Below are 12,371 nucleotides of genomic sequence, written 5' to 3'. Positions count from 1 at the left end.
ACTGGCTCCACACCGCGTTAACAGCACGTGAACGACCAGTCGAGGGCCATGGGGCCTCCTGGCTTGAAGTGAACGACCCGATTGAGAAGAAGAGAGCCGCACATGGACTTCCTTCGCCCCGCCAGCTGGGAGGAGGCGCTCGCCGCTAAGGCCGAGTTCCCCTCAGCTGTGCCGATTGCGGGTGGCACCGATGTGATGGTCGAGATCAACTTCGACCACCGTCGGCCGGAGTACCTCCTGGACCTGAACCGCATCGGCCTGCTGCGGGAGTGGGAGGTCGGCGAGGACGTGGTTCGTCTGGGCGCCTCCGTCCCGTACACCCAGATCATGGAGAACCTCCGCACGGAGCTCCCGGGTCTCGCGCTCGCCTCGCACACGGTCGCGTCCCCGCAGATCCGCAACCGCGGCGGCGTCGGCGGCAACCTCGGTTGCGCCTCGCCGGCCGGGGACTCGCACCCCGCACTCCTGGCGGCCGGGGCCGAGGTCGAGGTGGAGTCCGTACGCGGCTCCCGCCTGATCCCGATCGACGAGTTCTACACCGGTGTCAAGCGCAACGCGCTCGCCGCCGACGAGCTCATCAAGACCGTCCACATCAAGAAGGCGGACGGCCCGCAGCAGTACTCCAAGGTCGGCTCCCGCAACGCGATGGTCATCGCGGTGTGCGCGTTCGGTCTGGCCCTGCACCCGCGGAGCCGCACGGTCCGTACCGGCATCGGCTCCGCCGCGCCGACCCCGATCCGTGCGAAGGCCGCCGAGGAGTTCCTGAACGCCGCGCTCGAAGAGGGCGGCTTCTGGGAGTCCGGCAAGGTCATCACTCCCTCGATCGCCAAGCAGTTCGGTGACCTCGCCTCCGGCGCGGCCAACCCGATCGACGACGTCCGCGGAACGGCGAAGTACCGCCGTCACGCGGTCGGCATCATGGCTCGCCGCCAGCTCGTCTGGACCTGGGAGCAGTACCGCGGTACCGGCAACGGCCGCTCGCTTGAAGGGGCTGCGTAATCATGCGCGTCAATTTCACTGTCAACGGTCGTCAGCAGGAAGCCGACGACGTGTGGGAGGGCGAGTCCCTCCTCTACGTGCTGCGTGAGCGTCTGGGCCTGCCCGGCTCGAAGAACGCCTGCGAGCAGGGCGAGTGCGGTTCCTGCACCGTCCGCCTGGACGGCGTGCCGGTGTGTTCGTGCCTGGTGGCCGCCGGTCAGGTCGAGGGTCGCGACGTCGTGACCGTCGAAGGCCTGGCGGAGTTCGCCAAGCAGCGCGACGCGCACGGCCACGGCGGTGCCTGCGGCACCGGCGGCGGCTGCGGAGCCGAGGGCGGCGTCTCGCTGGACGCGGCCAAGCAGTGGCAGGCGCACGGCTCCGCCGGCCGCGCGGGCGACTCGCAGACCGGCGAGGGCGTCGAGCTCTCCACCATCCAGCAGGCGTTCATCGACGCCGGCGCCGTCCAGTGCGGTTTCTGCACCCCCGGCCTGCTGGTCCAGGCGGACGCGCTGCTGGAGGAGAACTCCTCCCCGTCCGACCAGGACATCCGTGAGGCCCTGTCCGGCAACCTGTGCCGCTGCACGGGCTACGAGAAGATCCTCGACGCGGTCCGCCTCGCGGCCGCCCGTCAGGCAGAGGCGGTCTGACCATGGCTCAGAACACGCGCACCGTTCCGGCGGGTACGCCGACCAACGTCACGCAGAAGCACAACAAGGGCGGCATCGGCGAGTCCACGCTCCGCCCGGACGGCACCCTCAAGGTCACCGGCGAGTTCGCCTACTCCTCGGACATGTGGCACGAGGACATGCTGTGGGGCCAGACCCTGCGCAGCACCGTCGCCCACGCCGAGATCGTCTCCATCGACGTGTCCGAGGCGCTCGCGATGCCCGGCGTCTACTCGGTGCTGACGTACGACGACCTGCCGGCCGAGATGAAGAACTACGGCCTGGAGATCCAGGACACCCCGGTCCTCGCCAACGGCCGGGTACGCCACCACGGTGAGCCGGTCGCCCTCGTGGCCGCCGACCACCCGGAGACCGCCCGCCGCGCGGCCGCCAAGATCAAGATCGACTACCGCGAGCTGCCGCTCGTCACGGACGAGGCCTCCGCCCTCGCCGAGGGCGCGCCGCTGATCCACGAGGGTCGCGACGACCACCACATCGGCCACGTGCCGCACCCGAACATCGTGCACCGCCAGCCGATCATCCGCGGCAACGTGGAGGAGGCCCGCAAGCGCGCCGACGTCATCGTCGAGGGCGAGTACACCTTCGGCATGCAGGACCAGGCCTTCCTCGGCCCGGAGTCCGGCCTGGCCGTACCCTCCGAGGACGGCGGCGTCGAGCTGTACGTCGCCACCCAGTGGCTGCACTCGGACCTCAAGCAGATCGCCCCCGTCCTCGGCCTGCCCGAGGAGAAGGTGCGCATGACGCTCTCCGGCGTCGGCGGTGCCTTCGGCGGCCGCGAGGACATCTCGATGCAGATCCACGCCTGCCTGCTGGCCCTGGCCACGAACAAGCCGGTCAAGATCGTCTACAACCGGTTCGAGTCCTTCTTCGGCCACGTGCACCGCCACCCGGCGAAGCTCTACTACGAGCACGGCGCCACCAAGGACGGCAAGCTCACGCACATGAAGTGCAGGATCGTCCTGGACGGCGGCGCCTACGCGTCGGCCTCCCCGGCGGTCGTGGGCAACGCCTCCTCCCTCTCGGTCGGTCCGTACGTCCTGGAGGACGTCGACATCGAGGCGATCGCGCTCTACACGAACAACCCGCCCTGCGGCGCGATGCGCGGCTTCGGCGCCGTCCAGGCCTGCTTCGCCTACGAGGCCCAGATGGACAGGCTCGCGGCCAAGCTGGGCATGGACCCGGTCGAGTTCCGCCAGCTCAACGCCATGGAGATGGGCACGGTCATGCCCACCGGCCAGGTCGTGGACGCGCCCGCGCCCGTCGCCGAGCTGCTGCGCCGGGTCAAGTCCCGCCCGCTGCCGCCGGAGCGCCAGTGGGAGTCGGCCGGCGAGGGCGCGGACGTCCGCGCGCTGCCGGGCGGCCTGTCCAACACCACCCACGGCGAGGGCGTCGTGCGCGGCGTGGGCTACGCGGTCGGCATCAAGAACGTCGGCTTCTCCGAGGGCTTCGACGACTACTCCACCGCCCGGGTGCGCCTGGAGGTCATCAACGGCGAGCCCGTCGCGATGGTCCACACGGCCATGGCGGAGGTCGGCCAGGGCGGCATCACCGTCCACGCGCAGATCGCCCGTACGGAGCTGGGTGTCACGCAGGTGACCATCCACCCGGCCGACACGCAGGTCGGCTCCGCCGGTTCCACGTCCGCCTCGCGGCAGACGTACATGACCGGCGGCGCCGTGAAGAACACCTGCGAGGCCGTCCGCGAGGCCGTCCTGGAGATCGGCCGCCGCAAGAACGGCTCGTACCACCCCGCGTGGGCGACCGCCGAGCTGCTGCTCGAAGGCGGAAAGGTCGTCACCGACGGCGGCGAGGTCCTCGCGGACCTGGCCGACATCCTGGACGGCGAGGACGCGATCGACCTGGAGCTGGAGTACCGGCACCACCCGACCGTCCCGTTCGACCTGGTCACGGGCCAGGGCAACGGCCACGTCCAGTACACCTTCGCCGCGCACCGCGCGGTCGTCGAGGTGGACACCGAGCTCGGCCTGGTCAAGGTCGTCGAGCTGGCCACCGCGCAGGACGTCGGCAAGGCGCTGAACATGCTCTCCGTGGTCGGCCAGATCCAGGGCGGTACCACCCAGGGCCTCGGCGTCGCGATCATGGAGGAGATCATCGTGGACCCGAAGACGGCGAAGGTGCGCAACCCCTCCTTCACGGACTACCTGATCCCGACCATCCTCGACACCCCGACCATCCCGGTCGACGTCCTGGAGCTCGCCGACCCGAAGGCGCCGTACGGCCTGCGCGGCATGGGCGAGGCCCCGACCCTCTCCTCCACCCCGGCCGTCCTCGCGGCGATCCGCCAGGCCACCGGTCTGGAGCTCAACAAGACGCCGATCCGTCCGGAAGCCCTCACCGGCACCCTCTAGGACGGCACGGTCCGGGGGCCGCGAGGCCCCCGGACCCCCCCGATCTTCCGGGCGGTGCGACGCGGGAACGTCACACTTGCCAGTCGCGCCGCCCGGAGCACGAAGTACCGCACCGCTCGCGGTCCCTTCACCTCGCAGTACCCCTGCAAGCACCCCCACGTAGTACCAGCGGTCACCCCCGCACTACCCGCAGTACACGCAGTGAACATTCGCGTCGCCTCGGGCCGTCACCCCGGGTCGTGCAGCCAACGCAGTTTCCCAAATCCCGCGTCTCCAATCTTTATGCGGGTGCCCCTTTGAACCTTGGGAGTTAGGCACCATGACCCAGTCGTCTGTGGAGCCCAAGACCACCGCGGAAGAGGCCGGCGACGGCTCTCGTCCCCCCGCCGGGCGTTCTTGGCTCGATCGGTATTTCCACATAACCCACAGAGGATCCAACGTCGGCAACGAGGTCCGTGGCGGTATCACGACCTTCATGGCCATGGCGTACATCCTCCTGCTCAACCCCCTGCTCCTCTCGGGCAAGGACGTCGCCGGCACCGTGATGAGCGGATCGGCGATCATCACCGCCACCGCCTTCGCCGCCGCCGTCACGACGCTCCTGATGGGCTTCGTCGGCAAGGTCCCGCTCGCCCTCGCGGCGGGTCTGTCCGTGTCCGGCGTGCTCGCCTCGCAGGTGGCCCCGCAGATGACCTGGCCGCAGGCCATGGGCATGTGCGTGGTCTACGGCGTCGTCATCTGTCTCCTGGTCGTCACCGGCCTCCGCGAGATGATCATGAACGCGATCCCCCTCGCGCTCAAGCACGCCATCACCATGGGCATCGGCCTCTTCGTCGCCCTGATCGGCTTCGTGAAGGCCGGCTTCGTCGGCAACGGCGGGGAGTTCATGCCCCCCGTCCAGCTCGGCGCGACCGGTGAGCTGTCCGGCTGGCCCGTACTGCTCTTCGCCGTCACCCTGATCGCCACCTTCATGCTCCAGGCCCGCAAGGTCCCCGGGGCGATCCTGATCGGCATCGTCGGCGGCACCGTCCTGGCCGCGATCCTCAACGCCGTCGTGGGCATCGACCCGAAGGCCTGGAAGAACGGCCCGCCGGAGCTCGACGGCTCCGCGATCTCGATGCCGGACTTCTCGCTCTTCGGCGACGTCTCCTTCGGCGGCTGGGGCGATGTCGGCTACATGACGGTCGGCATGATCGTCTTCACCCTGGTGCTCGCGGGCTTCTTCGACGCCATGGCGACGATCATCGGTGTCGGCACCGAGGCCAAGCTGGCCGACGACAAGGGCCGCATGCCGGGCCTGTCCAAGGCACTGTTCATCGACGGCGCCGGTGGCGCCATCGGTGGTGTCGCGGGCGGCTCCGGCCAGACCGTGTTCGTCGAGTCCGCCACCGGCGTCGGTGAGGGAGCCCGCACAGGCCTCGCCTCCGTCGTCACCGGCCTCTTCTTCGCCGCCTGCCTCTTCTTCACCCCGATCACGCAGATCGTCCCGGGTGAGGTCGCCTCCGCGGCCCTGGTCGTCATCGGCGCGATGATGATGCAGAACGCCCGCCACGTGGACTGGGCCGACAGCGCGACCGCGATCCCGGTCTTCCTCACCGTCGTGATCATGCCGTTCACGTACTCGATCACCGCCGGTGTCGCCGCGGGCGTCATCTCCTACGTCGCCATCAAGGTCGCCCAGGGCAAGGCCCGGGAGATCGGCGCCTTCATGTGGGCGCTGACCGCGATCTTCGTGGTCTTCTTCGCCCTGCACCCGATCGAGGGCTGGCTCGGGGTCGGCTGACCCCGACGACCGTCCTGACCGGTACGAAACCGCACCTTCCACGTATCAGATACTGGAAACCGAACCTCTCCGAGGAGGCCCCCATGCTGGACATCGCCGAAGAACTGAACCGGTGGGTCGAGCAGGGACGTGACTTCGCCGTCGCCACGGTCGTGGCGGTCGGCGGGAGCGCGCCCAGGCAGCCCGGGGCGGCCCTCGCCGTCGACGGCGAGGGAACAGCCATCGGCTCGGTCTCCGGCGGATGTGTGGAGGGTGCGGTGTACGAGCTGTGCCGGCAGGCGCTGGAGGACGGCCACACCGTCCGGGAGCGCTTCGGCTACAGCGACGACGACGCCTTCGCCGTCGGCCTGACCTGCGGCGGGATCATTGACATCCTCGTCACCCCGGTCCCCGCGGACTCTCCCGTACGGGAGGTGCTCGGCGCCGCTCTGGCCGCCGCCGCCCGCGGGGAGGCGGCGGCGGTCGCCCGGATAGCGGAAGGGCCGGCCGAGCTGATGGGCCGCGCCGTCTTCGTCCGCACCGAGGGCGCCCACCGGGGCGGCTTCGGCGGGCACCCCGAGCTGGACCGCACCATCGCCGAGGAGGCCCGCGCCATGCTCGACGCCGGCCGGACCGGCGTGCTGGAGATCGGCGCCGACGGCCGTCTCTGCGGGGAGCCGCTCAAGGTGCTGGTCGAGTCCAGCGTCCCGCCGCCGCGGATGCTCGTCTTCGGCGCCATCGACTTCGCCTCCGCCCTGGTGCGGATCGGCGCGTTCCTCGGCTACCGGGTGACCGTGTGCGACGCCCGCCCCGTATTCGCGACGAAGGCCCGCTTCCCCGAGGCGGACGAGGTCGTCGTCGACTGGCCGCACCGCTACCTGGAGGCCCAGGCGCAGTCCGGCGCCGTCGACGGCCGGACCGTCCTGTGCGTCCTCACCCACGACGCCAAGTTCGACGTGCCGCTCCTCGAACTGGCCCTCAGGCTCCCCGTCGCCTACGTCGGCGCCATGGGCTCCCGCCGCACCCACGAGGACCGCAACAAGCGGCTGCGCGAGGTCGGCGTGACCGAGCTGGAACTGGCCCGGCTCCGCTCCCCGATCGGCCTGGACCTGGGCGCCCGCTCCCCGGAGGAGACCGCGCTGTCCATCGCCGCCGAGATCGTCGCGAACCGCCGCGGCGGCAGCGGCGCGGCCCTCACCGGGGCCCGCATCCCCATCCACCCCGACGCCTCGGACACCGTGACCGGGCGGATCGGCTCCGTCGCTTGAAGGAGCGGGGGCGGCGGGGCGTGACGCGGGACGGCCGGGGGGCCTGACGGCTGCCACGCCGGAGGGCGGTACGAGAGAAAAGGGCGCACCCCGCGGGGGTTGCGCCCTTTCGGCGTTCCCCCTATCTTACCGGCCGGTAATCGGAGGCGCCTTCTCCGTCCCTTCCCCGCAACGGAGTTGAACGGATGTTACGTACCGTACGCACCCTGGGCGTGCTGGCCGCGGCCGCCCTGCTCGCCGCCGTCCCGGCCGCGTCCGGGCAGGCGGCCCCCGCGCCCGCCCCGGTCGGCGGCCTGCGCCAGGTGTTCTTCGTCGGGAACAACTGGGAGGGCACCGCCGACGTCCTGGCCTCGACCGGTGACCTCGCCAAGGTCGGCCGGATCAATGTGATCCCCGACAAGGACGAGCGGCTCCGGGAGATCTACCTCAATCCCGTGAAGCTCGCCTTCTTCCTGGGCGTCCGCACCACCGCGGGCGAGGGTCACGACCAGTTCGTGGACGACATGTACACCACCCCGGACGGCTCGGCCGTGGTCGTCTCCCGCCCCAGCTTCGCGGACGTCGTCTCCATCGACCTGGGCACGGGGCGCATCAACTGGCGTTTCGCGGTGTCCGGTTACCGCTCCGACCACATGGCCGTCTCCCCGGACGGCACCCGCGTGGCGGTCTCCGCCTCCACCGCCAACACCGTGCACGTCCTGGACATCGCCACCGGCCGCCAGGTCGGCTCCTTCGCCACCGGCGACAAGCCGCACGAGAACACCTACACGCGTGACGGCCGCTTCCTGTGGAACAGCTCCATCGGCGAGGTGAACACCGCCCTCGACGCGCCGTGGCTGGACTGGACGAAGGGCGACCGGAGGATCACCGTGGTCGACACGCAGACCTTCCGCACCGTACGGGTGATCGACATGCGCGAGCGGCTCGACGCCTTCGGCCGCTCCGACCTCTCCGACTCCGTCCGCCCGGTCGCCTTCAGCCCCGACGAGTCGAAGTTCTACTTCCAGGTGTCCTTCTTCAACGGATTCCTTGAGTACGACGTGGCCACCGACCGCATCACCCGGCTCAAGAACCTGCCGGCGAACCCGGCCACCAGCACCGACCGCACCACCTGGGTCAACGACTCCCGCCACCACGGCATGTCCATGAGCCCGGACGGCTCCAAGCTGTGCATCGCCGGCACCATGGACGACTACGCCACCGTCGTGGACCGCGCCACGCTCACCGAGGGCCCGCTCGTTCCCGCCGCCAAGCCGTACTGGGCCACGGTCGACGGGGACGGCAAGGGCTGCGTGATCTCCGAGAGCGGCGCCGACCGGGTCACGGCCATCGATTTCGCCACCGGGGCCAAGCGGGTGTCCGTACCCGTCGGCGACCACCCGCAGCGCGTGCGGCTGGGCCACGTCCCGGCCGGCTGGACCGGTCCGGTCGCCATGGGGTGACGGGCCCGCGGGCGCGGGGACGGCGGCGCAGGGCGGGACGGGCGCGGCCGCGGAAGGCGGGGCGGGCGGGGCGTAAGGCGGGGGCGGGCGAGCGGACCGCCCCCGCCCTGGGATCAGGCGGGCAGGGAGATCCTGGCGGCCGCCATGCCGAAACCGGACCCGAGCACCCCGGTCGACAGCGGGTCCGGCAGCGCGTGCAGGTCCTCCGGGCGGTAACGGCGGCACTTCTGGTGCCAGTTGAGGATGCCCGACAGCCAGTCCCGGAGCTCGCCGACGTACGCGTCGAGCCCGGCCCGCGCCTCGGCGTCCAGCTTCCAGTCGTCGTACAGCACGGGGAGCTGGTGGGCGGCGATGTGCTCGAACTCCTCGGTGCGCCGGGTCATCAGCGAGTGGCAGATGCGCAGCGCCTCGGGGTAGTCGAGGTCGAAGAAGTTGCGGGTGACCAGGATGTAGTTGTGGACCTCGCCCTCGACCTCCACCTCCTTCTGGTAGGAGAAGATGTCGTTGATCATGCAGGCGGTGTCGGCGGCCGCGTTCTCCAGGGACCGGATGGTCCCGGAGGCGTAGATCTCGTCCGGGATGCCGCGCCCGGCCTGGCCGAGCCGGCACAGGTACATCGTCAGGTGCGAGCCGAAGGTGTGCCGGCGCATCTCGGCGTAGTCCACGGGGTCCGGGATGCGGTTCTGGATCTGGTTCTCCACCTCCCACAGCCAGCTCTCCAGCATGGACACCAGGGTGGCCCGGAACTCGGCCCGTACGCCCGGGGCCATGCTCTCGCTGGTCCGCACCCAGAGGTCGGCGAGCGCGCGCTCCATCGCCGTCACGGGCGTGCCCTGTTCGGCGTGGTCGACCGGGATCATGGAGAGGAGCCGGGCCGTGGTCGCCTTGGCGGCGCCGAGGTCCTTCGCCCGGGCGAAGACCACCGGGTAGTAGTCGTCCCCGTACGTGCCCCAGGTCAGCCAGCAGGCGTTGAGGAGCAGCGCCCCGGGTGTCGCGTCGGGGTCGATGCCCGCCGAGCAGAGCGCGAAGTCGTAGCCGCGCAGCTTCGCCTCGGTCCAGATCGCCGACCCGGGGTCGCCGATCTGCGGGTCCAGCAGGCCCATCCGCCGGGCCCAGGCGACGGAGCCCTCGCGCGCGTGCTCCAGGTGCGGGCTCAGGGTGAGCGCGAACGGCATGTAGACGTCGGGGACGACGGACGGGCCCGTGCGTTCGAAGGGCACGTGGGTGAAGGACCGGCGGCGCATCTCCATCGAGCGGCGGTTGAAGACGGACCGCAGGTCGAGGGCGCTGCTGCCGAGCCCGGCCGGGAGGAAGGGCAGGGTCAGCGGGCCGGTGGTCCGCGCGCCCTTGTTCATGTACCGGCTGGAGACCATGTGCCACTCGTGGCCGCCGGACTGCCAGTCCTGGAGGCCCTTGGCGTAGGCGAGGACGGCGGCGATCTCCGCCGGGTCCATGGCGTGGTCCGCGAAGAGCTGCGGGAGCTCGACGAGCGCGGTCTGCTCGAACTGCTGGAGGCGGGAGGTGAGCAGGTCGTTCGCCGCGTCGGCCGCGGCCTGGGTGTCCCAGCCGAGGAAGGTCTCCAACACCAGGATCGCGTTGGAGAGTTCGCCCTCGTCGGTGACCTCGCGCTCGTAGGAGAAGATGTCGTTCCTGATGTGCACGGCGTCGGAGAAGGCGTCGCGCAGCACCGCGAGCGGCCGCGCGTGCGCGACGCGCGCCGGGACCTCGGCCGACACGTACTCGACCAGCCCGGCGGACCAGGGGGCGCCGCCGACCTTGCGGCGCATCTCGATGTATTCGAGGGGGTTCGCCACCCGGCCGATGTGGATGTTGGCGAGCTCCCACATGGACTCGTTGAGCAGGTTCTTCGTGGACAGGGAGAACCGTTCCCGCCAGTCCGCGGACATGGCCGGGACGGTGCGCGCCCAGAGGTCGGCCAGACCCGCCTCGACCGGGTTGGTGGCCTCGGGGAAGCCGGCGGCGAGGTCCATGGGCATGAACGCGGCGAGTCTCTCCAGGTAGTCCCGGGCGCCCTCGCGGTCCTGGGAGCGCTTGAACATCTCCAGGAAGTGGTCGTCGAAGAAGAAGACCCACACGTACCAGTCGGTGACGAGGGACAGTGCCTCGCTGTCGCAGTCGGGGTGGGTGTAGGAGCACAGCAGCGCGTAGTCGTGCGAGTCGAGGTCGCCCTCCTCCCAGACGCCGGAGCCCTCCAGCATGCCGAGGTCGCGTGCCCACCGCTTGGTGTGGACCCGCGCGTCCTCCAGGTGGGGGTTCAGTCGCGCCGGATAGGGCACATAGAAATCCGGCAGTTGGAACGGCTGCGTCACGTCGGGGTCGGCCTTTCGTCCATGGGTGCGGGGGCCGGTGGCCCGGCCCCCGCACGAGATCAGCAGTGCCCTACCCGTGGTGCCCGTGGGATAAGGGGGATTTCACTTCTTCAGGTGACAGACCCGTCGTTCCGCGACGCGGGGGCCTGGCGCGGGATAGTGCTCCCGTCCGGGAGCTTTCGCCCGGGGCGCGGAGAGGATCGTGCTCGACACGTCGCTGGACGAGGCCCTGGCGCTCAAGGCCCGCCACCCGGACCGGGCCGGTCAGCGCACGAGCGAGGCCTTAGTAGGATCTGCCGGGTGCTGAACCACCTGATACCCACCCCGGCCCGAGAGCCTGCTCAGGCGCCCGCTCCGGCGCCTGCTCCGGCGGCCGGGACGCGTCCAAGGCTGGCCGCTTTGGACGGCTTGCGCTTGATAGCCGCCCTCATGGTGGTTTTCCATCATTACGTCGGTTTCGGTGGTAATGCCGAGGCGTCCAAGAATGCCTGGACGAAGCCGGTGGATGTGGTGTTCCCCACTGCGTCCTGGCTGGCGTCCTACACCTGGACCGGCGTCGAGTTCTTCTTCATCATCAGCGGCTTCGTCATCTGCATGAGCAGCTGGGGCCGCAGTCTGGGCGACTTCTTCACCTCCCGGGTGGTCCGCCTCTATCCCGCGTACTGGTTCGCCGTTCTCGCGACGACCGCGGTGGTCACGCTCTGGCCGTTGGTCGTGCAGCCGCTGGGCATGAAGGACGTGCTGCTGAACCTCACGATGCTCCAGGAGCCCTTCCGGGTCGGCTCGGTGGACGCCGTCTACTGGACGCTCTGGGTCGAGCTGCGCTTCTACCTGCTGTTCGCCCTGGTCGTGTGGAAGGGCGTCACCTACCGCCGAGTGGTGCTGTTCTGCGTGCTGTGGACCGTCGCCTCGGTGCTGGTGACCGCCGGGCGGGCCCCCTTCCTCGACTACATCGTGATGCCCGAGTACTCGCCCTACTTCATCGCGGGGGTCGCGATGTACCTGATGCACCGCTTCCGGCCGACCCTGCTGCTGTGGGGCATCATCGTGATCTCGTGGCTGTTCTCGGTCCGCCAGGTGAGTCTCTACAGCGACGGTCTGGCGGTCAGCCTCGGCCGGACGATGGACTCCGAGCCGGCGATCGCCCTGATGACCCTGGGCTACCTGGTGATGATCGTCCTCGCCCTCGGCGGGCTGTCCTGGGTGCGCGGGAAGTGGCTCACCGTGGCAGGAGCGACCACGTACCCGCTCTACCTGCTGCACGAGCACATCGGCTGGACCGGCATCCGCCTGCTCCGCCACCACCTGCCCCCGTGGGGGCTGGTCGCCGTGATGACGGTCGGCATGCTCCTCGCCGCGTGGCTCGTCCACCGCTTCGTGGAGCGCCCCTTGTCCACCGTTCTCAAGCGCGGGCTCACCCGCGCCCTCGATCCCCTCCGCCGACCCCTCGCGCGGGGGGAAGCGCGGTGACCCGGTAAGACGCGAAGGGGGGTGAGGGCCCGCGGGCCCAGCCCCCCCATCGCACGCAGCCGGAGC

The 12,371-nt window shown here is 70.3% G+C and carries 8 protein-coding genes and 1 pseudogene; 8 read left to right on the top strand and 1 reads right to left on the bottom strand.

Annotated elements, in window-relative coordinates; genetic code table 11:
• Positions 1-102 precede the first annotated feature (102 nt).
• The 6 genes from ACFWUQ_RS18940 (at position 103) to ACFWUQ_RS18915 (ending at position 8,505) form a co-directional block, all read left to right on the top strand.
• Positions 103-999, top strand: a complete 897-nt coding sequence (locus ACFWUQ_RS18940; protein WP_384539139.1) for an FAD binding domain-containing protein — start codon at positions 103-105, stop codon at positions 997-999.
• A gap of 2 nt (positions 1,000-1,001) precedes the next feature.
• Positions 1,002-1,625, top strand: coding sequence for a (2Fe-2S)-binding protein (locus ACFWUQ_RS18935; protein WP_384539137.1), 624 nt, complete (start codon positions 1,002-1,004; stop codon positions 1,623-1,625).
• A gap of 2 nt (positions 1,626-1,627) precedes the next feature.
• On the top strand, positions 1,628-4,033 hold the full coding sequence (locus tag ACFWUQ_RS18930; protein ID WP_384539135.1) for a xanthine dehydrogenase family protein molybdopterin-binding subunit: 2,406 nt from the start codon (positions 1,628-1,630) through the stop codon (positions 4,031-4,033).
• A gap of 319 nt (positions 4,034-4,352) precedes the next feature.
• A complete protein-coding gene (locus tag ACFWUQ_RS18925; protein WP_384539134.1) occupies positions 4,353-5,816 on the top strand; it encodes an NCS2 family permease in 1,464 nt (487 codons plus the stop codon).
• A gap of 83 nt (positions 5,817-5,899) precedes the next feature.
• On the top strand, positions 5,900-7,063 hold the full coding sequence (locus ACFWUQ_RS18920; protein ID WP_384539132.1) for an XdhC family protein: 1,164 nt from the start codon (positions 5,900-5,902) through the stop codon (positions 7,061-7,063).
• Between the two features lie 185 nt (positions 7,064-7,248).
• Positions 7,249-8,505 carry a YncE family protein gene (locus ACFWUQ_RS18915; RefSeq protein WP_384539131.1) on the top strand — a complete coding sequence of 419 codons (1,257 nt, stop codon included), beginning with the start codon at positions 7,249-7,251 and terminating at the stop codon, positions 8,503-8,505.
• Between the two features lie 113 nt (positions 8,506-8,618).
• Here ACFWUQ_RS18915 and ACFWUQ_RS18910 read toward each other — a convergent pair whose 3' ends face one another.
• Positions 8,619-10,835 (bottom strand): germacradienol/geosmin synthase, encoded by a 2,217-nt coding sequence (locus tag ACFWUQ_RS18910; protein WP_384539130.1) that lies wholly within the window; start codon positions 10,833-10,835, stop codon positions 8,619-8,621.
• Positions 10,836-11,010: 175 nt separating this feature from the next.
• On the opposite strand from ACFWUQ_RS18910, the pseudogene ACFWUQ_RS18905 reads away from it, so the two are divergent.
• A pseudogene (locus tag ACFWUQ_RS18905) lies at positions 11,011-11,091 on the top strand (2-phosphosulfolactate phosphatase); the annotation flags it as partial.
• Positions 11,092-11,135: 44 nt separating this feature from the next.
• Positions 11,136-12,305, top strand: a complete 1,170-nt coding sequence (locus tag ACFWUQ_RS18900; protein WP_384539128.1) for an acyltransferase family protein — start codon at positions 11,136-11,138, stop codon at positions 12,303-12,305.
• Positions 12,306-12,371: the final 66 nt, after the last annotated feature.

This window comes from Streptomyces sp. NPDC058662, from assembly GCF_042716255.1.
In the GTDB taxonomy this organism is placed as follows: domain Bacteria; phylum Actinomycetota; class Actinomycetes; order Streptomycetales; family Streptomycetaceae; genus Streptomyces.
The sequence above is the reverse complement of the archived record's forward strand: the minus strand, read 5'-3'. Positions and strand labels throughout refer to the sequence as shown.

Bases quoted from the DNA above. Each gene is read 5' to 3' on its own strand.
- ACFWUQ_RS18935 (WP_384539137.1), top strand. From the start codon at position 1,002: ATGCGCGTCAATTTCACTGTCAACGGTCGTCAGCAGGAAGCCGACGAC.
- ACFWUQ_RS18915 (WP_384539131.1), top strand. From the start codon at position 7,249: ATGTTACGTACCGTACGCACCCTGGGCGTGCTGGCCGCGGCCGCCCTG.
- ACFWUQ_RS18920 (WP_384539132.1), top strand. From the start codon at position 5,900: ATGCTGGACATCGCCGAAGAACTGAACCGGTGGGTCGAGCAGGGACGT.
- ACFWUQ_RS18925 (WP_384539134.1), top strand. From the start codon at position 4,353: ATGACCCAGTCGTCTGTGGAGCCCAAGACCACCGCGGAAGAGGCCGGC.
- ACFWUQ_RS18940 (WP_384539139.1), top strand. From the start codon at position 103: ATGGACTTCCTTCGCCCCGCCAGCTGGGAGGAGGCGCTCGCCGCTAAG.
- ACFWUQ_RS18930 (WP_384539135.1), top strand. From the start codon at position 1,628: ATGGCTCAGAACACGCGCACCGTTCCGGCGGGTACGCCGACCAACGTC.